This window comes from Synergistaceae bacterium, from assembly GCA_031267575.1.
Taxonomy (GTDB): Bacteria; Synergistota; Synergistia; order Synergistales; family Aminobacteriaceae; genus JAIRYN01.
In genome coordinates, this window is the sequence record JAIRYN010000028.1 from 1 (window position 1) to 21,072 (window position 21,072).

Below are 21,072 nucleotides of genomic sequence, written 5' to 3' on the forward strand. Positions count from 1 at the left end.
CTGCTGGAAGGCCGAAAGGCTCGGCATCAAGACGGCGCTTCTGACCGACGAGTACGCGGGACAGGACGGGGCGAGCCAATCCTTGGCCGACTCCTGCGTAGAGGGCAACGCCTGCGTCACGGCGGGCAACGCTAACGAGGTCATCGTCCTGCCTCCCATGGAAAAGGTACTGGGCTTCCCAGAGGAAGCCAACGTCATCGCCGGGGGCTGGCAGGGATCTCTCGCCACCGACGGCACCATCACAGTGGAACTACAGGCTATCACCGGAGCGACCAGCGAACTGGGTTATACGAAGCTGGGCGCGTATACCATTTAAGGGCTTTTTATTTCGATTCAGGAGGTGTTGAAATTGGGTAAACTGGCAGGCAAGAAACTGCTCATTCTCGGGGAGCGCGACGGCGTTCCCGGGCCGGCCATAGAGGCGTGTTTGAAAGACAGCGGCGCCGAGATTCTTTTCTCGGTGAGCGAGTGCTTTGTCTGAACCGCCGCAGGGGCAATGGACTTGCAGAACCAGCAGCGCATCAAAGACGCCGCTGAGAAGTTCGGTTCCGATTGCATCGTGATTCTTGGTTCCTCCGACGCCGAGGGCGCGGAGATTTACGCCGAGACCGTGAGCAATGGAGATCCGACGTACGCAGGTCCTCTTGCCGGAGTCCCGTTGGGACTCCCCGTCTATCACGTTTTCGATCAGGCAATACGCGACGAGTGCGATCCTGCGGCTTGGGAAGAGCAGATCAGCATGATGGAGATGGTTTTGGACCCTGAAGCGCTGGCCGCGGCAGTCAAAGGTATTCGTGACCAGTTCAGCAAAAACGTTCCTTAGGATGCCCGAGATACCTGACAGAAAGGTGGGAGGACAAAAGTGGCTTATCGAGTCGTTCATTATATCAACCAGTTTTTCGCGGGCATAGGCGGCGAGGAAAAAGCCGATGTTACACCCGAAATTCGCGAGGGCATCGTAGGGCCCGGTGCCGCTTTCAAGGGAGCGCTTGGGGCGGAAGCCGAAATCGTGGCGACCGTCGTCTGCGGCGACTCTTATTTTGCCTCCAATATGGACAAAGCCAGCGCGGAAATCATCGAACTGGTGAAACCTTACAAACCCGACGCCTTCATCGCGGGACCCGCCTTCAACGCAGGCCGCTATGGAACGGCCTGCGGGGGTATGTGCGAGGCCATATCCAAAGAGCTGGGCATTCCCGTGGTCAGCGGCATGTACCCGGAAAACCCGGGCGTCGAGCTTTACAAGAAGTCCGCTTACATCATCCAGACCCCCGACAGCGCCGTGGGGATGAGGAAAGCGGTTCCCGTCATGGCGAAGATGCTCCTGAAGCTGCTGAAGGGCGAAAGCCTGGGGACGCCGGCGGAAGAGGGCTATATCGAGCGCGGAATCCGCAAAAACAAATTCTACGATAAACTGGCGGCCCAGCGCTGCGTCGAGATGTTCACCGCCAAGATGAAAGGGGAACCCTTCGAGACGGAGTACAAGATGCCCGTCTTCGACCGGGTGGATCCCCAGCCGGCCGTCAAGGACATGAAGGACGCCGTCATCGCCATCGTCACCTCCGGAGGCATCTGCCCCAAGGGAAACCCCGACCACATCGAGGCCTCCAGCGCCAGCAAGTACGGCGAGTACGACATCACGGGCGTCATGGACCTGACGGCGGACAAATATTGCACGGCCCACGGCGGTTATGACGCCACCTACGCGGACCGCGACGCGGACGTGGTGCTCCCCGTTGACGTCCTCCGGGACATGGAAAAAGAGGGCGTCTTCAAGAAGCTCCATAACAAATTTTACACCACAGTGGGTAACGGAACGGCTGTGGCCAGCGCCAAGCGTTTCGGCGCCGAAATCGCGGACAAGCTCGTTGCCGACGGAGTTACCGCCGTTATCTTGACCTCCACCTGAGGCACCTGCACTCGTTGCGGCGCAACGATGGTAAAAGAAATTGAACGCAAACTCCCTGTGGTACACGTTTGTACTATAGTTCCCATCTCACAAACCGTCGGAGCCAATCGAATCGTACCGGCAATCGCGATTCCTCATCCTTTTGGCGATCCGACGCGAACTCCAGAAGAAGAAAAAGTCATTCGCAGACATCTCGTCGAAAAGGCACTCAAAGCCTTGCAGACGGAAATAACCGAGCAGACCGTTTTCACCAGTTGAACGCGGCCGGCTGATTCGACGTGGCCCAGGTCGTTTCTGGGCCTTGTCAACACAAGAAGCGAGCGACCGCTTTAGGGAGGACATTCATGTCGAACGTTGGAATTAAGGGTTATTCCTATTGTTTGAATCACACGCCGGAGCTGGGGTTACGCTACGGCTCCACGCCCTTCGTGGAACACGAAACCAAGGGCGAAAGCGATTTTCTGAAAAATTTGCCTCAACATATCCAGAGTTATGAGAAAGCCAGGGAATACGCGCCAAACCAGGCATACATCGGCGGCATCGATTACGAAACCTTTGAGGCGGCGAAAACCCCTTGGATCGAGAACTACCTGACGAATGCCAACCGCTATGGCAAGTATGGCGAGATCATGCCGGAGGACGAATTTTTGGGCCTCATGGCGATATGCGACGTCTTCGACCTGATTTGGTTGGAGAAAGATTTCGCCGAGGCCGTCAAAGCGAAGCTGCTGAAAGATCCCATCATCAACGAGGCCATCGTCTCCCGCTTGAAGGGCGTTCACGATTTGCCCGAAATTGAGGCCGAGGTCAAAGACAAGAAGGGTCGTCCTCTCTATTACGGCGGCAAGGTCGTGGGCTGCGTCCGAAACGGGCATGAGATCGACGATTGCCTCTTCGCCTATGTTCTTATGGAGAACCTGGCCTGTAAAGCGGGAGGAGTTCTAGCGCTTCTACACCTGCTGAAGAACAGCGCCACGAAGCCGGAGGACATCGACTTCGTGATCGAGTGCTCCGAGGAAGGGGCGGGAGACATGAATCAACGCGCTGGCGGCAACTTTGCCAAGGCCGTGGCGGAGGTTGCGGGTTGCGTCAATGCCTCCGGTATCGACGTGCGCGGGTTCTGTGCCGGACCCGTCAACGCGCTGATTGCCGGAGCCTCTCAGGTGGCGGCCGGGGCGCGGAAAAACTGCGTGATCCTAGCTGGCGGCGCTATCCCGAAGCTCTATATGAACAGCCGTGACCACGTCAAGAAAGGACTTCCCGCCCTGGAGGACTGCCTGGGAAACTTTGCCGTGCTGCTGGTCCCTGACGATGGAACGAATCCCGTCATGCGCTTGGACGCGCTGGGCAAGCACTCGGTTGGCGCGGGAGCGGCTCCTCAGGCTATAACGTCGGCGTTGATTTACGAACCGCTTTTAGCCCAAGGTCTGTCTTTTAAGGACGTGGACAAATACGCTGCCGAACTCCAGATCCCGGAAATCACGTTACCCGCCGGCGCGGGCGACGTTCCTCACGCTAACATCAAGATGACCGCGGCTCTGGCCGTCATGAAAAAAGCCATCGAAAAAGGCGGTATGGACGATTTCATCAAGAAGCACGGTGTCATCGGTTTCGCTCACACTCAGGGACACATTCCGTCGGGCGTTCCCTTCATCGGCATCGCTTGCGATCACATTAAGGCGGGGACGATGAAGCGCATCATGATCATTGGCAAAGGCAGTCTTTTCTTAGCGCGGTTGACGAATCTAGCGGATGGGGCCTCATTCTTGATCGAAGCGCCCCAAGGCAAAGCGAACGTCACGACGGGCGCTATAGCGACAGGAGCCGTGAGCAAAGAAGACGTCAAATCCATGATTCTGGAGGCGCTCTCTGAAATCGCCGGCAAGCTGAGCTAGGAGGGGAAGAGATGGCCGATATTAAAAAACTGGTCGGAGAATCCCTCGCCGAGATCATCGACGCGGCGAAAAGCGGCGGTCCTAAAGTTCGCGTCGGGCTGATGGCCGCGGGCAGCGAACTCGGCAACGAAGAGCTGGCGAAAGGAGCGAGAATAGCGCTCCAAACCTACGGCAATGTTCGCCCCGTCATGATCGGACCTAAGATTTCTGGCTACGAGGATCTGGACTGGATCGAAACCGGCGACTGTGAGGCGGATATTTCATCGGCCTTGGAGAACGCCTTCAAAGAGGGGCGGATCGGAGGGGTGGTAGCGTTGCACTTTCCCTTTCCTCTGGGGGTAACTACCATCGGGCGCGTCGTGACCCCCGCCCGGGGACGTTCCATGATCCTGGCCTCCACCACCGGAACCTCGGCCGTAAACCGAGGTGAGGCCATGCTGAGAAACGCTCTTTACGGAATCGCCACGGCGAAGGCCCTGGGCATCGAGAACCCCACTCTGGGTATCTTGAACGTAGACACCGCGCAGCCGGTCTTTCGTGCCCTCACACACCTGGCCGAGAAGGGCTACAAGGTCACGTTCGGCTCATCTGTTCGTCAGGACGGGGGAGCAGTATTGCGGGGCAACGATGTTTTGGCCGGAGCGGTGGACATTTGCGTGACGGATACTCTGACGGGCAATATCCTGATGAAGATGTTTTCCTCCTTCAATACCGGCGGATCCTACGAAGCTACGGGCTGGGGTTACGGTCCCTCCTGTGGTGAGGGTTGGGGAAGTGTGGTTTCCATTATCTCGCGGGCGTCGGGCGCGCCCGTCATCGCCGGGGCTCTGACCTTTACGGCCGCGGTTGTGGCGGGCGGGCTGCCGGATAAGGTGGCGGACGAGCTTTCCGCGGCGAAAAAGGCTGGCTTGGATGAGGAAATAACCGCGCTCACGCCAAAAGCGACGGAGGAAAAGGAAACGGAGGAAAAGGAAGCCGTAAAAGCCCCTCCCGCCGAACCTACAGATGAAGAACTGCACGGCGTGGATGTGCTGGAGATCGAGAACGCGGTGAAGATCCTTTGGAAGGCCGGCATCTACGCCGAGTCCGCTATGGGTTGCACCGGCCCTGTAGTAAAACTCGCCGCCCGAAACGCGGAAAAGGGAACGGCTATTCTGAAGGAATACGCATATTTGTAGAGGTATTTTTGCCTTGTAATATACTTATGTTAAATTTGTGTTAAACTTGTATTAAAGTCGCTCGGCCATAGCCATAAATGAAGTATGGCGAGGACCTTCGATAGCACGTCGCGGGTTCTCGTGTTTTTATTCTTATTCCATTTTTGTTCTTATTCCATTTTTGTTCTTATTTTATTTTTGTTCTTGTTTTATTTGGAAAGAAGGTGACGTCAAAAAACTGTTTTTGTAGTTGTGGATTCATGCGGACTTCTGTAAAAAGCGCAATACCATAACGGGAGGTGCGGAAAATGGAACAACTTATGAAACTGAATGGTATCATCAATTCTTACGTTTGGGGAACTTGGATGCTGGTTTTTATTGTAGGTACCGGTGTTTATCTTACCATTCTTTTAGGTGTCCCGCAGTTTCGTTACTTTAAAATCGTCTGGAAAGAAGTTTTCGGCAAAAAAACTAAAAATCAAGCCGCCGGCGATAAATCCATTTCGTCCTTCGCGGCTATGGCTACGGCAATGGCCGCCACGGTCGGAACCGGAAATATCGCGGGCGTGGCGACGGCTCTCCACCTCGGTGGGCCTGGCGCTCTCATCTGGATGCTGGTTTCCGCTATTTTCGGCATGTGCACCAAGTTCGGCGAGGTCTCGCTGGCCGTCCACTTCCGCCAAAAGGATGAGCACGGCGATTGGCGTGGCGGCACCATGTATATTCTGGAGCATGGCGCGGGTCAGAAGTGGCTGGCCGTCATATTCGCGCTTTTCGCATTCCTCGCTTCTTTCGGAATCGGAGCCGCCGTACAGGCGAACTCCACGGCCGAAGGACTCAAAATAGGTTTTGGTATCGACCCACTCTACACGGGGATCGGCTTGGTCATTTTGGTAGGACTTGTGATCATTGGGGGGCTTAAGAGCCTCTCGACGGTTACGACTTACTTAGTTCCCTTCATGGCCGTTTTCTACGTGGTTGGTTCCATCGTCGTGCTGGTGGTGAATGCTTCGGCCATTCCAGGAGCTATCGCCTCGGCGTTCCGCTATGCCGTCTCCGATCCCATGGCCATGCCCGGCGCTTTGGCGGGTTGGACGATCAAAGAGGCTATCACCAAGGGCATCGCCCGGGGCGTCTTTTCCAATGAAGCCGGTCTAGGGTCCGCTCCCATGGTTCACGCCACGGCCAACGTAGACCATCCCGTCCGTCAGGGACTCTATGGTATCTTCGAGGTTTTTGTGGACACCATTGTCGTCTGCTCTATGACGGCCCTTGTGGTTCTCACCACGGGGACGTTAACGAGCCAAACCGAGCTGACGGGCGCCGCGCTTTCTCTCGTGGCTTTCGAGGCGGGGCTGGGGATATTCGGTAAGTATATTTTGTCCATCGGCCTCGCGCTCTTCGCCTTCACCACTATCTTGGGTTGGTATTGGTACGCGGAGACAGCGGCGACTTATCTGCTGGGAGTATGGTTCAAGCCCTTCATGAAAGTTGCCTGGATTGTTCTGATACTTCTAGGAGCGGCCGGCAGTCAGATTCTGGGCACTGGAGCCAACAATTTTCTCGATAACCTCTGGGACTTGGCTGATACGTTGAACGGACTTATGGCTATTCCCAACTTGATTGGACTGCTATTACTTTCGGGAGTTCTGCGTAAAATTGTCTCCGACTTCGATTCTAAACGTAAAAATGGAGAGATCAATCTCTAGCCTCTAAAGCCCCTAAACCGAACATCGCTCGTATTTCAAGCTGAGCGCTCCGCGACATTAGCGGAGCGCTTGTTCTTGTACGCCTATAATAATTTGGTGATCGTATTTGACATTTTGAGACACTGCTATAATAACGAGAAGCACCATTTCTAGGGGGATGTTAAAATGTTATACAGAAAAATGCCGCGAGTGAAGGAAGAAGTATCGATATTGGGCTTCGGGTGTATGCGATTGCCGACGCGCGACGGGAAGATCGACGAACTGACGGCGACGCGCATGATGCATGTGGCCATTGATAACGGGATCAACTACATCGACACGGCGCGCCCCTATCACGGCGGAACCAGCGAACCCTTTGTTGGACGTGCTCTTAAAGGTTTGAGAGACAAGGCGCAACTGGCGACGAAATTACCCAGTTGGCTGGTCAAAAAACGAGAGGACTTGGACTTTCACCTAAACGAGCAACTGGAGCAACTTCAGACCGACCATATCGACTTTTACCTGCTGCACGCCCTTTCCGATAGCCGATGGGAAAACCTCTTGAAACTCGACATCATGGATTTCATGGAAAAGGCCAAGGCCGCGGGAAAAATACGTTACCTTTGCTTCTCCTTTCATGACGGACTGGAGGTCTTTAAAAAGATCGTGGACGCTTACGCTTGGGACATGTGCCAAATTCAGCTCAATTTGCTGGATGACAACTACCAGGCTGGGCTGGAGGGACTGAGGTACGCTAACAACAAGAACATTGGCGTTGTAGTGATGGAGCCTCTAAAGGGGGGAAACATCGCTATCCCGGTTCCAAAGGATCTTCAGAGCGCGGCCCAGGCGGCCGGATATCAGAAGCCGACTCTGACGGAATTGGGGCTCCGATGGGTCTGGAATAACCCGGAGGTGAGCCTGCTTCTGAGTGGAATGAGCGCTCCGGAGCAAATGAATGAGAACATCGAAAGCGCCGCCAAGGGGCTTCCCAACGCCTTGACCCCGAAAGAACTGGAGTTAACGAAAACGGTAAAGAACCTTTTCCTTAGCCGTATGAGGGTTCCCTGTACGGCATGTGCCTACTGTAAACCGTGTCCCCAAGAGGTGGATATTCCTCAGTGTTTCACGAACTTGAACAACGCGGCGATCTCCGGGGACTGGGCGACACAGAAAGCCAGTTACAATTATCTTTTGGCCAATAACCGCGACGGCAAGAAAGCCAGCGCCTGCGTAGAATGTGGGGCCTGTGAACCCAAGTGCCCACAGAGCATCCTCATTAGGGAAAAACTCAAGGAAGTCGTCGCCGCTTTCGAGTCATAGTTGATCCGACATTCTGGAATATCGATCTCGATGCTGTCGCCGTTCTGAATCAGGGCAATGTTGTTTTTACGATAAAGCGATGAGAAAGCCAAGGGCTTCAGCCGTCATTTGAGAGGCGCTTGGAGCACTATCAACGCTCAAAGCGCCTCTTAAATGTTTAGTAATTTCCTAAACAAACTTCAGCATTGCGTCGAGGGGCTTACGCTGTTTAGGGCGGATTGTCTCCTCTGCCGGATATCCCACGGCAATAAGAGAGGCGAATCGCTGATCTTGCGGTAAGTCCAGCAATTTACATAGGGTTTCCCTATCGAAGAGTCCGAGAACACAAGTCCCCAGCCCCTGGTCAGCCGCCTCCAGACAGATGCAGATGCTGGCCGCGCCCAGATCTCCTTTCGCGAAATACTGACTGTCTAACATGCGCCGCAACGCGGGCATGAGGATCGCGTGCTCCTCCAATACAACGATGAACGCTCCCGCCTTCGAGGCGAACTCGTTACCCAACGCTTGTCCGCACTTGGCGACCTCGGGTACAATCTCAGGATTATCGACGATCACGAAACTCCACGGTTGCGAGTTGCAACCAGAAGGGGCCAGCCGAGCAGCCTCCACACAGCGCACCAATTTATCACGTTCCACAGGGCGCGCCACGAAATTTCGACAGCTTTGTCGCGTTAAACTAAGATCCATAAAATCCTTCATGAAATTATCACCGATCCTTTCAATGATCCTTTTAATAGTACTAATACCTACCTATAAAACCGAATTGTGTAAAAGAAACCATAACTTTCATTAAATATACCCCAAAACGACGACAAATGACAGATCCATTCGTCGACCACAGTCACGAGACCAATATAAAACTATATTTCTTGGAGTCGGCTTTTGTTATACTCTCCTTGAAGACGACGAGAAGTTATAATATTTGATATGATGTTTCACAGGGCGCAAGAGGCGAAGTCGAGAGATGATAGAATAAAATAAAGGGCCGTATTTGACAAGGAGGTAGATCGTAATGAAAAAATATGTGTGCACCGTCTGCGGATATGTGTATGATCCTGCTGTAGGGGATCCAGATTCCGGCATAGCGCCAGGCACGACATTTGATGATATTCCCGACAGTTGGTCATGCCCAACCTGCGGTGTGGCTAAGGATATGTTCGAGCCGGAATAGACGAAGAAAATCGTCTTCGAGAAAACAAACGGTCGGCCAGGAGGCTGACCGTTCACGTTATTGAGAGGTGATGAAAGTGCGGGCCATTTGGGACGGGGGAGTGCAAGCCGTTTTAATCGTGATGCCGATTTTCATTTTGATTGGTATGGGATGGGTCTTGAAATACAAGGGGCTTTTGATGCCCAGTACTCTGAAAGAAAACAATTTCATCCTCTATTGGTTCACCATGCCGGCCATGCTGTTCCGAGGTATTCTCAGAGCGGACATAAACGTTCTGCAAAACCCGTTATTCTTGGTGGCTGTGTGGTCTCCCTACCTGATCACGCTTCTTCTGGTCTGGTCAGGACGCCGCTGGGAAATACCCTCGCGTTTCGCCGTACTGTCTTTGAGCGCCACTCGTGGCAATCACTTTTTCGCTGGACTTCCCATTGTCTCCCTGGCGATGGGATCGGGCGGAGTGGAGGCCGCAACCCTCATCTTGGCTTTCTCCCTGGTTATCATGCAACTCGTTTCCATCGGCAGTGGACAACTGGCGTTCTTTGGGACTCTGTCCTGGAGGTCCTTGAAGGACACGGCGCTGCAGTTGTTGAAAAACCCGCTTTTTGTGACCTGCCTTTTCGGACTGCTCCTGATCTTCGCCGATTTGAACCATCTTCCGGAATGGCTCGACGAGACACTGGCCATTCTGGCCGACATCAGCACCGGCCTCGCTCTCTTGATGTTGGGGGCGGAACTGCACGTGGAAAATATTCTGAAGATGGTGACGTCCGTTCGGAAGATCGCGTTATTCAAACTTGTAGTACATCCCATCATAACCTACCTTATTTTTACGAGTCTAGGGCTTTCCCGTGAAATGACCCAGGCGGGTGTCTTGCTAGCTGCAATGCCTGTGGGGGTGAACACTGCCATCATCGCTCAGGCGATGGGCATGGACAGCGAATATTGCTCGCGAGGCATAGCAGTTTCCACCCTTTGCTCCATTGTCTCCCTTCCCCTCTGGATCGGCTTGCTGGGCCTGGCGTAACCGGCGAGCCGGCGTCGTGATGAGACTTTTGCACACGTCCGACTGGCATCTGGGGCGGACGCTTTACGGCAAAAAACGGACGGCGGAGTTCGAAGCCTTTCTCGAATGGTTATTGGCGACCTTGGATGAACAGAAGGTCGATGTCCTGATCGTGGCTGGGGACGTGTTCGACACCACCACCCCCAGCACCCGGGCGCAACAACTCTACTACCGATTCCTCTGCCGCGCGTCCCGTAGGGAAAAAAGCGAAAAAGCCGGGTGTCGCCATGTGGTGGTGGTGGGCGGCAATCACGATTCTCCCTCCTTCCTGGAAGCCCCCAAGGAGCTTCTGAGCTTCCTAGACGTGCATGTGGTGGGCGCGGCCACGGAGAGAATCGAGGATGAACTCCTAACGCTTCGTGACGCGAAGGGAATCCCGGAGCTGTTGGTCTGCGCCGTGCCCTATTTACGGGAAAAGGACATTCGCTGTTTCGAGTGGGGGGAGGACACGGAGGATAAAAATCGCAAGTTAGCTTTGGGCATCGAGGAGCATTATCGGGAAATCGGACGTCTGGCCGAGGAGCGGCGCGCCGAGTGGGCCAACGGAGAAGCGAGTGTTTCCGCCCGCAACATCCCCATCGTGGGCACGGGGCACCTCTTCGCCATGGGAGGACAGACGACGGAGGGAGACGGGGTCCGCGACCTCTACGTGGGAACCCTGGCCCAAGTAAACGCGGAGTCCTTACTCTCCTGTTTCGACTATCTCGCGCTGGGACACCTCCATTCCCCCCAAAAGGTAGGGAGATCGGAGACGGCACGCTACAGCGGCTCCCCCCTACCCATGAACACCGCTGAAGCGGAGCGAGGTAAAAGCGTCGTCTTGGTAGAGTTCGATTCTGGAAAATTTCCCGAAAAACCCGCCGTAAATGTGAGAAAATTATCCGTGCCGGTATTTCAGGAGCTCATTCGCGTCGCGGGGGACATAAACGCTGTAGAATCACGGCTAGGAGAACTGCGCTGCGGTGGCGGAGCCTGGGTGGAGGTCGTTTACGAGGGAGAAACGTTCGTGCCCAATTTGCGCGAACGTGTTTTCGCTCAAGTCGCTGGTTCCAACTTGGAAATTCTTCGGGTGAAAGACGCCCGGATTCTCAGAAACACCCCCGGAACTTGGAATGAAGGCGAGACCTTGAGCGAACTGGACGAGTCGGATGTGTTTTTGCGTTGTATGGACGCTCGCTCGATCCCCGCCGAAAATCGCCTCGAACTGTGGAACGCTTACCGGGAGGTTCTAGCCTCGCTCCGCGACTCCGGAGCCGAATAACAGTTATTGAGCAATCGCAAGAGATACAATATAGAGCTTCGAGCTGCTGACCGATTTTTTCCCTCATCTTTTTTCTCTCATCGAAGATGTGCTCGAATTGTGGGGCTAGAAAGTAGGGCTAGAAAGTAGGATTTGAAGCTCGGTGACCATGTCTATATCTGCCAAGAATGCGGGTTGAAAATAGACCGCGATTTGAATGCGGCTATGAACTTAAAGTATTATAATCACTGTAAAGTAGTGTAATCACTGTAAAGTAGTGTAATGCTATGTACCGTGGGCTGCACGGGAATTTAAGCCTTTGGACTTCCGAACAAACTTGAGTAGCTTTGGCGAAAGAGAGAAAGATGAAGAAGGAAAAATAGAGAAAGATGAAAAAGGAAAAATCTGGACTATGACACTTTTGTGTAGGTTTTCAGTAGCAGAATAGGAGAGAGGAAATGCGTATACTCAACGTTCGTTTCAAAAACCTCAACTCTCTTTTTGGAGAGTGGACAATCGACTTGACAAATCCAGCCTACGTCTCCGACGGAATTTTCGCGATAACGGGCCCGACGGGGGCCGGCAAGACCACTCTCCTGGACGCCGTCTGTCTGGCGCTCTATGGACGTACCCCGCGGCTTAAAGACGTGACCCAGGGCACCAACGAGGTCATGTCCCGTCACACCGGCGAGTGTTTTGCCGAGGTCCTTTTTGAAACGGGGGCCACCTACGGAAAGGAAGCCGAAAAATATTGCGCTTTCTGGGGACAACACCGGGCTCACAAAAGTCCGGGTGGTGTGTTGCAGCCTCCTCGTCACGAAATCTCGGACGCTGCGGCGGGGACGATCCTTCAGACGCGGCAGCGGGATACCGCCGATAAGATCAGAGAGGTGACGGGGCTCACATTTGACCAGTTCGTCCGTTCCATTTTGCTGGCTCAAGGTGGCTTTTCCGCGTTTTTACAAAGCGACCCCGGTGATCGCTCACCGATTCTAGAACAAATCACGGGCACGGAGATCTACAGCCAGATTTCGATGAAGGTTCACGAGGTGAGAAACATTGAGCGAGCCGATTTTTCCACTTTGGAGGCCGAAATATCAGGGATGGAGATGCTGGAACCGGAGGAAAGGGAGGCGCTGGAGGACCAATTGGCGACTCAGCTCCAGTCGGAGATAGAAGCGGAAAAAAACCTGGAGTGCTATCGAGCCGAACTCGACTGGCTGGAGAACATGGAGACGCTTCAGAAAGATCTGGAGATCTTGGAAGATCGCCATCGAGACCTGACCAGGCGGCAGGAGGGATTCGAGTCGGAGCGCAAACGCCTGGATCGAGCTCAGCATGCCTTGGAGTTTGGAAGCGCCTATGCTGCTCTAAACGCTCTTCGTAAAGAACAGGAACAAGAAAAAAGAACGCTCTTCGGGTGCCATGCGAAACTGCCGGAACTGGAGTCCAACGTGCGGCGTTCGGAAGAGTCTGTACAGTTGGCAAACGCCGCCTGCTCGGAAAAACAGACGGAGCAAAAAAACCTTTTAGACCTTTTGCGCAAAATTCGAGAGCTGGACCTCAAGCAGGAGGAGAAAAGCGCCCCGATCCGGGAGGCTCAGGAGGCCGCCGAAAATTTGGCTAAAATGGCTGGAGAATTGTACATCCAATGGGAAAAAAACCGCTCTCAGTTTGAAACCACTCAGGTTCGCCTCAGGGATGTCCGAAAATTCTTGCAGGATAACGCGACGGACGAACGATTAGCCGAGCAGTTGGCCGGAATGAAGGCGCGCTTCGATTCCCTGCGCGCTTCCCTCGAAAAGCGGGACCGTTTGGACCGTGAACGCGTCTTGGCCTTACAACAAAAGCAGGACGCCCAGGACTATTGGAATGGGCAAAGCATTCTCTACGAGACGGCAAAAGCGAAATTCACGTTGGGAGAAAACGTGCTCCGAAAACAAAAGGGCCTTTTGGACGAAACTCTGGGGACGCGCACCATCGCGGACTGGCGTGAGGAGCTTTCGGCATTGGCTGAGCGGAAAATGAAGCAAGGGCAGATCGAGGAAATCATTCTGCGCCGCGTTGAAGAGATTAACGTGGAGGAAACGCTGAAAACACGCGCCAAGACTCTGAAAAACCTCCAAAAGGAATGCCAGGACAAAATCTCCGAACAGCAGGATAAAATCCAGGCAACGGAAAAAGAAATAGAATACCTCGAAACACAGATAACCCTTCTGCGGCGCATCAAAGATCTGGAAGAGGCCAGAGGCCACTTGCGGAATGGGGAGCCTTGCCCTCTCTGCGGCTCCACCGCGCATCCCTACGCCTCTGGTAACATGCCCCACATGGACGAAGTGGAATTGGCCATGCGTCAGATAAAGGATAACCTGAGAAAGGAAAACGAGGCGCTTTCGGCCTTGCAGATCAAGAACGCCCAATTGGGGCAGGAAACGATCCAGAACGAGGAGGAACAAGGGCGGCTTCGAATCCAGTTGCAAACTCATGAAGGACAGTTGGCCGATGGGTTGTCGGAGTTGGAGTTGGTCGTCCCCATGAACGTGGATCCCTTGCCTAGCCTGAATCGGCAGAAGCAAAAGACGGAAGAGGTTTTGCAAAAAACGCGATTGACCATCGAACGAGCGGAAAAAGCAGAAAAAGAGCTGCGCTTGGCTAGGGAAGGACTGGAACGAGCGCGGGAAGAACGAGACCAATTGGCCCGTTCCCAGCAGGAGGCGGAGTTTCGTAAGGAAAACACCACCCGCGAGTGGACTCGGCTGACCCAAGAAGTTCGTCTTCATGGCGAAGAGCTGAAAAACATCCGAGCCGACCTGGTTCATCAGGTGTTACCCTTCGGGTTCAAAAACCTTCCCGACGAGAAGCCGGAACAGGTTCTAGAATCTCTCGAAGCGCGGTCGCGAAGATGGCAGGAGAACTACCGGCTCAGAGTGGAGCTGGAAAAACAGATTTCCGTGCAAGAACGCGATCTTCACCATACGCGGACCAACTTGGACAGTTCGAACTTGGAATTGAAAGAGAAAAACGAGATGGCCAGAAAGCTGAGAGCGGAAAAAGACGCGCTCCGGCAGCAGCGGGTGAGTCTCTTGGGCGAGAAGGACCCGGACACGGAGGAGGCGGCCCAGGCCCAGACCGTCGCGGCGGCGCTGGAACAAGTGGAGATCAGGCGCAAGGATCGGGAAAAGGTTTTACAGGATTTTGCGAATATGCAATTCCGCATGGACGAACTAGGGAAGTCCATCCATATTCGGGCTGACAGTCTGCAAAAAGCGGAACTTGCCTTTAAAAAGAAACTCCTCGCCAGTAATTTCGGGAACGAGGACGCGTACCTGGCGTCCTGCCTGTCCGAGACGGAGCGCAGGACTTTGCAAGAGCGAGCGCAAACCCTGGCCACGGAAAGGGTGGAACTGGACGCCCGGAGGATGGACAAAAAATTCGGCCTCGAAGAACTTCGGCGCCGGCAAGTATCGAACTGTTCCTTGGAGGAGGTGAGAGAGCGAAAAGCTCAGGCAACCAACCACTACAATGCCCTGCAGCAGTCAATCGGGGCTCTTCGTTCCCGCTTGAAGGACGAGGAAGAATTTTCCAGAAAAAAACAGAACCGGGCCTCTGCCGCTGAAAAACAAAAGCAGGAATACCTGCGCTGGGAAAAATTGCACGACTTGATCGGTTCCGCCGATGGGCAGAAATACCGTAATTTCGCCCAAGGCCTGACCTTCGAGATGGTTCTTAGCAACGCGAATCAGCAGCTTCAGAAGATGATGGACCGCTATTTCCTGGTGCGGGACGAAAACCGTCCTTTGGAACTTAGAGTTGTGGACAACTACCAGGCAGGGGAGGTCCGTTCGGCTAAAAATCTATCGGGGGGAGAGAGTTTTATCGTCAGCCTTGCTTTAGCCTTGGGACTTTCCCAGATGGCTAGCCAAAAAATTCGGATGGACTCGCTTTTTCTGGACGAGGGATTCGGCGCCCTGGACGAAGAGGCGTTGGATGTGGCCCTTTCCACACTCACCGGCTTGAGGCGAGAGGGCAAGATGATCGGTATTATCTCCCACGTGGAGGCCCTGAAGGAGCGCATCGCCACCCAGATTGAGATCATCCCTCAGGGAGACGGGCACAGTATTATCCGGGCCCCCGGGTGTGTTCGTGTCTCCTGACAAATAATCGAGGAAATCCGAATGAAAATCTGGGTGGCGGGGTTCGGCAACGAGTACCGAGAAGACGATGGGGCGGGAGTGCTTCTTGCCAGCCGTATTTACGCGTTTTTGGCCGAAGATTCGAGTCTGGAGGTTTCCTTGTGCCTCGAACACCAATTGCTCCCCGAACTGGCGGAGGAGCTGAACGTGGACTTGGCGATCTTTTGCGACGCGGATGCTATCCTTCACGAAAAGGGATTTTTCCTCCGGGAGGTCTTTCCGAATTCACGGATAGAGGGTTTCAATATGCATTCTATGGGGCCGGAGTGGCTCTTGGATCTCGCGGGAAAAACGGTGAAAGCGCCTTGTCGGTCTTTGCTCATTACGGTGTCGGGAGAGCGTTTCGATTTTTCTGCTGCCCCTACTCCCCTTTGCCTCGAACGCATCCAGAGGGCAGAGGTGGCGTTCAAAGAGTTCTGGCAGGTTTTAAAACAAGGGTCTTTTTCCTCCACGCCTCGGTTATAATAAAAATATCAAAATAAAGCGCCTAAATTTACAACGTCGTTAGCGACGACGTTTGTTTTGCATTTGGTTTCTTGCCATGTGTCTACTTTCATGTTAAACTCCTTTAATGCGGCTGTAAATATTCTCAGAGTGGGGGCATCCACTCTTAAAGGAGAAGACGTAAGACCGGTTTCAGTTGGCTGTCTTTGTCGATCTTAGAATCCCACGACTTTAGTCGTGGGAGCATGTCAAGGGGTGATTTTGTTGTCGGGACATTCCAAGTGGGCGAACATCAAACACAGAAAGGCAGCCCAGGACGCTAAACGGGGTAACCTTTTCCAGAAACTGGTGCGGGCCATTATCGTCGCGGCCAAGGAGGGCGGCGGGGATCCTTCTATGAATATGCGCCTAAAGACCGCCATTGAACGCGCCAAGGCCGTCAGTGTGCCGATCGAGAACATCACGAGGGGTATCAAGCGTGGGACGGGGGAAATTGAGGGAGCGACTTACGAGGAGTTGACCTATGAGGCCTACGGCCCTGGGGGGGTCGCGGTTTTGATCGAAGTGATGACTGACAACCGCAACCGCACCACGCCGGAAATACGCGCCCTTCTTTCCCGCAACGGCGGGCAGATGGGCGAGGCGGGAAGCGTGGCGTGGATGTTTGAGCGTAAGGGCGTCATTGAAGTAAAAGCGGCCAAAGAAGTCAAGGCAGTCAAGGCAGCCTCAAAACAGGGTATAGACGAAGACGCCCTGATGTCCTGCGGTCTTGAGGCGGGCATGACCGATATGGAGTCATCAGAGGAGGGAGAGGGTTATACTCTTTACAGCGATCCCTCTGACCTTCAGCAGTTGAGGGAGGCTCTCGAAAAAGCGAAGTACATGATCGAAAGCGCCGAGACTCCCCTGGTCTCCAAAACACCCATCGAAATCGCCGATGTGGAAGTGGCTCGCAAGATCTTCCGCCTCATCGACGTCCTGGAGGAACATGACGATACCCAGAACGTCTACTCCAACTTCGATGTTTCGGACGACGTGGCCGCCCAAATCGAGGAGTGAAGTGGAGGTTTCAGAATCTGGACCTGGGCTCGTCTGCCTGGGAGTCGATCCCGGGTTGGCGCGAATGGGTTATGGCCTGGTGAAGCAATCGGGATCTGTGGTTCGCGCTTTGGGGTTCGGTTGTATAGAGACGAGTTCCGATATGGAATTTACGCAACGCCTTTTGCGCCTGTACCAAGCCCTTGGGGAGCAGCTCGAAAACTGCTCCCCCGATTTTATGTGTGTGGAGCGCCTTTTTTTTGGCCGCAATATCACAACGGCGGAGTTTGTTTGGCAGGCCAGGGGCGTGGTGATGCTGCTGGCTGCGCAAAAGAGCCTCAGAGTCCTGGAGCCGAAGCCCAATCAGGTTAAGATGGCCGTTTGTGGAACGGGAACCGCCGATAAGCCCCAAATGCAAAAGATGGTGCAGCGGCTTCTGGCGCTGAACGCGATACCCAAGCCGGACGATGCGGCCGACGCTCTAGCCATAGCGTTGACGGGGCTGACGTACTACAGGCATGAGCAGAAGACGGGAGAAAGCCTATGATTCGAGCACTTTGCGGGGAGGTGTTCTCCGCCACGGAAACGTCCGCGATTCTCGACGTGGGGGGCTTGGGGTTTGATGTCTTGTGCTCCCGCGGCGCCCTTGCCCTTTGCTCGCCTGGGGCGCGAGTACGTTTGACCGCTTACCTACAGATCTCTGAGGCGGGGGCTGCCCTTTTCGGTTTCGCGAATGAGACGGAACGCGAACTTTTCCTGAAAATCATCGCGATCAAGGGGATCGGGGGTCGGACGGGCATGACGATCCTGAACGTCTTGCCGGCGGAGGAGGTCATTCGCGCGGCATCCCTGGCCGACGTGAACGCCTTCATGCGTGTGCCCGGTGTGGGGCGTAAGACGGCAGAACGTATCTGTTTCGAGTTGAAAAATAGCCTGCCCAAGGATTTTACCGCGGCGCTTCAAGGGGGCGCTTCTGCGCCTGCCAGCCGTGTGGCGGACACGGTGGGAGACGCCCTACGGTCCCTGGGATTTGGACAGAGCGATACGGCGGCAGCCTTGAGCGTGGTGCGGGCAGCGCTGGGGGAGAACTTCGACAAATTGGACGAAGAAAAGCTCTTGAAGGCTGCTTTGAAAGAATTACAGCGTAAATAGATGGCGGTAAATAGATGACGGTAAATAGATGACGGAGAATCGATCCATGCCGGAAGAAAAAGTAAACAAAGGACAAAAATCGCAAAATAACCGTTTTTTCTCTTCCCCTCGGGACCCGGAGGACTTTTCCCTTCGTCCCACCACGCTGGAGGGGTTCATCGGCCAGGAAAAGGTGAGGGAGAAACTTCAAATCTACATGCAGGCAGCGAAGAGCCGTAAGGAGCCCTTGGACCACGCTCTTTTCTACGGCCCCCCCGGCCTGGGCAAGACCACTTTAGCGGGCATTATTGCCAGGGAGATGGGCGGACAACTGCGCGCCACCACGGGGCCAGCCTTGGAGCGTGCCGGGGACCTGGCGGCCATCGTCTCCAACGTCGAAAGCAACGATGTTTTGTTCATCGACGAGATTCACCGGCTCCCTGCCCAGGTGGAAGAGATTCTTTACCCCGCTATGGAGGATTTTGCCCTTCACATCGTGGTGGGTAAAGGCCCCTTGGCCAAAACGATATGTCTTTCCCTACCGCGCTTCACCCTCTGTGGGGCCACTACTCGCCTGGGGCTTCTAACATCACCCCTGCGAGCCCGCTTCGGCATCGTAGAACAGCTCTCCCTCTACACGGAGCAGGAGCTAACCCTCATTGTTCAGCGGGGAAGCCGGACCTTCGGCGTAGAGATTCTAGACGATGCCGCGGTGGAGATCGCGAAGCGCTCGCGGGGGACGCCGCGGGTGGCTCTGCGTTTACTGCGTCGCGTGCGGGACGTGGCCGCGGTCAAAGGAACGGGCGTCATTACGGGCGAAATGGCGGAATGGGCGATGGACATGCTGGATATCGATCCAGAGGGGCTGGACGAGGGAGACCGCCGCATCTTGAGTAAAATCATCGACCTCTTCGAGGGCGGCCCCGTGGGGTTGTCCACGATTGCGGCCGCCTTAAACGAAGATTCTCAGACGATAGAGGACATCTACGAACCTTACCTCATCCAGAAGGGTTTTCTAGAGCGTACTCCCCGCGGCCGAAAGGTAACCGCGGCGGCCTACCCTTATCTCGGCAAAGTTCCTCCCCTTCCCCTTCCCCTTCAGCCGAATCAGGCGCAACAAGGAGCACAACAAAGAACGCAACAAGGAGAAACCCTACACCTGCCTCTGGACGCATAGATTCGGGCTATTGTCTCGTTACTTAATCCGATTATATGGCCCCGCCATTCCAAAGGTCCTGAAGGGTTACAAAACGATAACCCCGCTGATGCAGACTTGTCACAATGGCGGGAAGAGCCAACACGGTTTCGGGGACGCCTGAGTGCATCAAGATCACGGCGCCGGGGCGAGTCATCTTTACCGCCACGTTTGTGATTCGACGGGCGGATATGCCGGTGTAGTCGGCAGTGTTGACGCTCCAGAGCCCCATTCGCATTTTCATGCGACGCATGGCGTAAAAGACCTTGAGGTTGAAACCGCCTCCCGGTGGGCGTAGGAAGCTGGGCGTGAGGACTCCCAAATTATCCATGACCTCGTTACAGCGTTCCGCCTCACGCATCATCTTTTCGACCCAGAGAGTGTGGAGTTTCGGGTGAGTATAGCTGTGGTTCTCGATTTCATGTCCTCCGGCCTGGATGTTCTTCGTGATGGAGGCGTGACGCTCGGCGAATTTGCCTACCAAGAAGAACGTGCCCGGCACATCAAGGCTCTTTAGAGTGGAGAGCAGTTCGGGCATTCCCCATGCCCGCGGACCGTCGTCGAAGGTCAATGCGACTTCCTTCAAAAACGGATGTCCCGCCGCAATCCCCCATCGGGCTCTTTCATCGCTCAAGAGCCCCCATTCAAGGTACAAAAAGACAGTAATCGCGGCAATCAAGAGCGCGCGCTCCCCTTTACGAAGGCGTCGTGTGATCTGACAAACGCTATTTGGGTAAACACTGTTTTCGATCCCAGCCAATGGCATCTTCCTTTCCTTATTTATTTACGACATTGCTTTATGCTATATTTTATGTCGTAATTTATGAGTTGCAAAACTCCAGATTCGCGTTTTTTTCATGTATGGTGCATACGTCTCATCAATTTAAAGACCGAACATCAATTCAATTAAAGACCAAACATCAATTCAATTAAAGACCGAACCACCTCAAGCTCAAGAGAGAGTTCGACGTTCTCCGCGACAATTTCTGGAGGCGTTCCCTTATTAAGCATTTTTTTTGCTATTGCGATAGCCTTGTTGTATCCACCTCTCGCTTCGCCCTCCGCTCTGGCATCGTCGATTTAGGCCATTTTGTCCATCTCAGCCAGGCGCTCCCTCAACCGAAAATATCGTGCCTCCGGCTTTTGCCAGTACTCTTCCTCTGTGCTGTGCGTCGCAACTCTTGAAAAATTGGATCCTTTCATTTTTCAAGAGAAATCACGAGAAACGCGCCGCAAGCGTTGCAGTAACACTTTATGCGCCTTCGGTCCAACTATGCATTCTCCCGTCGAGAGCGTCGCCAGTGCCATAATACTTAAATCCACTCCTACCACAATCTACTCCTACCACGCCTTGGGTTTCGGCCTTCGGAAGGCATGAATCATCTAGGGTATCGACGGTAATACTGACAAACCATTTGTTGGCTACACGAGAGACCGTGGCCGACATAATCTTTCCGGTAAGACGCAAAGACTCCCGCATTTTCACCCAACCGAGATTCGGAATGCGGATATGGAAACCTTTAACGTCGAACTGGTCGTTACTCATTGAAAATCGGTCATGGACACCTTTTTTACGAAAAGTCGGATAACGGGCACACCCGGTAAAAAAATTTCGAAATGCCGCG

20 protein-coding genes are annotated in these 21,072 nt (G+C 54.1%); 17 read left to right on the plus strand and 3 right to left on the minus strand.

Annotated features, from left to right (window positions below):
- The 7 genes from LBJ36_03820 to LBJ36_03850 all read left to right on the plus strand — a co-directional run.
- Positions 1-316 (plus strand): glycine/sarcosine/betaine reductase component B subunit (locus LBJ36_03820; GenBank protein MDR1378157.1); only part of this gene is annotated, 316 nt, incomplete at its 5' end.
- A 24-nt stretch (positions 317-340) separates the two neighbouring features.
- Positions 341-823, plus strand: a complete 483-nt coding sequence (locus LBJ36_03825; protein MDR1378158.1) for a glycine/sarcosine/betaine reductase complex selenoprotein A — start codon at positions 341-343, stop codon at positions 821-823.
- 39 nt (positions 824-862) lie between these two features.
- The gene (grdB, locus tag LBJ36_03830) at positions 863-2,167 is read left to right on the plus strand and encodes a glycine reductase complex selenoprotein B (GenBank protein ID MDR1378159.1); all 1,305 of its coding nucleotides are present in this window, start codon (positions 863-865) and stop codon (positions 2,165-2,167) included.
- An 86-nt stretch (positions 2,168-2,253) separates the two neighbouring features.
- Positions 2,254-3,804 (plus strand): DUF5940 domain-containing protein, encoded by a 1,551-nt coding sequence (locus LBJ36_03835; protein MDR1378160.1) that lies wholly within the window; start codon positions 2,254-2,256, stop codon positions 3,802-3,804.
- Positions 3,805-3,815: 11 nt separating this feature from the next.
- Positions 3,816-4,982 carry a glycine reductase gene (locus tag LBJ36_03840; GenBank protein ID MDR1378161.1) on the plus strand — a complete coding sequence of 389 codons (1,167 nt, stop codon included), beginning with the start codon at positions 3,816-3,818 and terminating at the stop codon, positions 4,980-4,982.
- A gap of 287 nt (positions 4,983-5,269) precedes the next feature.
- Positions 5,270-6,670 carry a sodium:alanine symporter family protein gene (locus LBJ36_03845; protein ID MDR1378162.1) on the plus strand — a complete coding sequence of 467 codons (1,401 nt, stop codon included), beginning with the start codon at positions 5,270-5,272 and terminating at the stop codon, positions 6,668-6,670.
- 165 nt (positions 6,671-6,835) lie between these two features.
- Positions 6,836-7,972, plus strand: a complete 1,137-nt coding sequence (locus LBJ36_03850) for an aldo/keto reductase (protein MDR1378163.1) — start codon at positions 6,836-6,838, stop codon at positions 7,970-7,972.
- 168 nt (positions 7,973-8,140) lie between these two features.
- On the opposite strand, the gene LBJ36_03855 is transcribed toward LBJ36_03850, so the two are convergent.
- Positions 8,141-8,659, minus strand: coding sequence for a nitroreductase family protein (locus LBJ36_03855; GenBank protein ID MDR1378164.1), 519 nt, complete (start codon positions 8,657-8,659; stop codon positions 8,141-8,143).
- Between the two features lie 325 nt (positions 8,660-8,984).
- On the opposite strand from LBJ36_03855, the gene LBJ36_03860 reads away from it, so the two are divergent.
- The 10 genes from LBJ36_03860 to ruvB all read left to right on the plus strand — a co-directional run bounded on the left by LBJ36_03860 (position 8,985) and on the right by ruvB (position 19,429).
- Positions 8,985-9,143, plus strand: a complete 159-nt coding sequence (locus tag LBJ36_03860) for a rubredoxin (GenBank protein ID MDR1378165.1) — start codon at positions 8,985-8,987, stop codon at positions 9,141-9,143.
- Between the two features lie 76 nt (positions 9,144-9,219).
- Positions 9,220-10,167 (plus strand): AEC family transporter, encoded by a 948-nt coding sequence (locus LBJ36_03865; GenBank protein ID MDR1378166.1) that lies wholly within the window; start codon positions 9,220-9,222, stop codon positions 10,165-10,167.
- Between the two features lie 19 nt (positions 10,168-10,186).
- On the plus strand, positions 10,187-11,467 hold the full coding sequence (locus LBJ36_03870; protein MDR1378167.1) for an exonuclease SbcCD subunit D C-terminal domain-containing protein: 1,281 nt from the start codon (positions 10,187-10,189) through the stop codon (positions 11,465-11,467).
- Positions 11,468-11,599: 132 nt separating this feature from the next.
- Positions 11,600-11,710: a transposase gene (locus tag LBJ36_03875; protein MDR1378168.1), complete on the plus strand. Its 111-nt coding sequence runs from the start codon at positions 11,600-11,602 to the stop codon at positions 11,708-11,710.
- 194 nt (positions 11,711-11,904) lie between these two features.
- Positions 11,905-15,600, plus strand: coding sequence for an AAA family ATPase (locus LBJ36_03880; protein ID MDR1378169.1), 3,696 nt, complete (start codon positions 11,905-11,907; stop codon positions 15,598-15,600).
- Positions 15,601-15,621: 21 nt separating this feature from the next.
- Entirely contained in the window at positions 15,622-16,104 is a 483-nt protein-coding gene (locus LBJ36_03885) for a hydrogenase maturation protease (GenBank protein ID MDR1378170.1), read from the plus strand.
- 243 nt (positions 16,105-16,347) lie between these two features.
- On the plus strand, positions 16,348-17,142 hold the full coding sequence (locus tag LBJ36_03890; GenBank protein MDR1378171.1) for a YebC/PmpR family DNA-binding transcriptional regulator: 795 nt from the start codon (positions 16,348-16,350) through the stop codon (positions 17,140-17,142).
- 1 nt (position 17,143) lies between these two features.
- Positions 17,144-17,668, plus strand: a complete 525-nt coding sequence (gene ruvC / locus LBJ36_03895) for a crossover junction endodeoxyribonuclease RuvC (protein MDR1378172.1) — start codon at positions 17,144-17,146, stop codon at positions 17,666-17,668.
- Entirely contained in the window at positions 17,665-18,273 is a 609-nt protein-coding gene (locus LBJ36_03900; GenBank protein ID MDR1378173.1) for a Holliday junction branch migration protein RuvA, read from the plus strand. Before ruvC ends, LBJ36_03900 begins: the two co-directional genes overlap by 4 nt.
- A 28-nt stretch (positions 18,274-18,301) precedes the next feature.
- Positions 18,302-19,429, plus strand: coding sequence for a Holliday junction branch migration DNA helicase RuvB (ruvB, locus tag LBJ36_03905; GenBank protein ID MDR1378174.1), 1,128 nt, complete (start codon positions 18,302-18,304; stop codon positions 19,427-19,429).
- 31 nt (positions 19,430-19,460) lie between these two features.
- Here the strand turns inward: ruvB and LBJ36_03910 are convergent, their stop codons facing one another.
- Both LBJ36_03910 and LBJ36_03915 read right to left on the minus strand, forming a co-directional pair.
- Entirely contained in the window at positions 19,461-20,207 is a 747-nt protein-coding gene (locus tag LBJ36_03910) for a polysaccharide deacetylase family protein (protein ID MDR1378175.1), read from the minus strand.
- A gap of 492 nt (positions 20,208-20,699) precedes the next feature.
- Positions 20,700-20,993 (minus strand): hypothetical protein, encoded by a 294-nt coding sequence (locus LBJ36_03915; protein MDR1378176.1) that lies wholly within the window; start codon positions 20,991-20,993, stop codon positions 20,700-20,702.
- Positions 20,994-21,072: the final 79 nt, after the last annotated feature.

Coding starts and splice junctions, on each gene's coding strand:
- LBJ36_03900 (MDR1378173.1), top strand. CDS start 17,665: ATGATTCGAGCACTTTGCGGGGAGGTGTTCTCCGCCACGGAAACGTCC.
- LBJ36_03915 (MDR1378176.1), bottom strand. CDS start 20,993: ATGAGTAACGACCAGTTCGACGTTAAAGGTTTCCATATCCGCATTCCG.
- LBJ36_03835 (MDR1378160.1), top strand. CDS start 2,254: ATGTCGAACGTTGGAATTAAGGGTTATTCCTATTGTTTGAATCACACG.
- LBJ36_03860 (MDR1378165.1), top strand. CDS start 8,985: ATGAAAAAATATGTGTGCACCGTCTGCGGATATGTGTATGATCCTGCT.
- LBJ36_03870 (MDR1378167.1), top strand. CDS start 10,187: ATGAGACTTTTGCACACGTCCGACTGGCATCTGGGGCGGACGCTTTAC.
- LBJ36_03850 (MDR1378163.1), top strand. CDS start 6,836: ATGTTATACAGAAAAATGCCGCGAGTGAAGGAAGAAGTATCGATATTG.
- LBJ36_03855 (MDR1378164.1), bottom strand. CDS start 8,659: ATGGATCTTAGTTTAACGCGACAAAGCTGTCGAAATTTCGTGGCGCGC.
- LBJ36_03845 (MDR1378162.1), top strand. CDS start 5,270: ATGGAACAACTTATGAAACTGAATGGTATCATCAATTCTTACGTTTGG.
- LBJ36_03840 (MDR1378161.1), top strand. CDS start 3,816: ATGGCCGATATTAAAAAACTGGTCGGAGAATCCCTCGCCGAGATCATC.
- ruvB (MDR1378174.1), top strand. CDS start 18,302: ATGACGGAGAATCGATCCATGCCGGAAGAAAAAGTAAACAAAGGACAA.
- LBJ36_03885 (MDR1378170.1), top strand. CDS start 15,622: ATGAAAATCTGGGTGGCGGGGTTCGGCAACGAGTACCGAGAAGACGAT.
- LBJ36_03880 (MDR1378169.1), top strand. CDS start 11,905: ATGCGTATACTCAACGTTCGTTTCAAAAACCTCAACTCTCTTTTTGGA.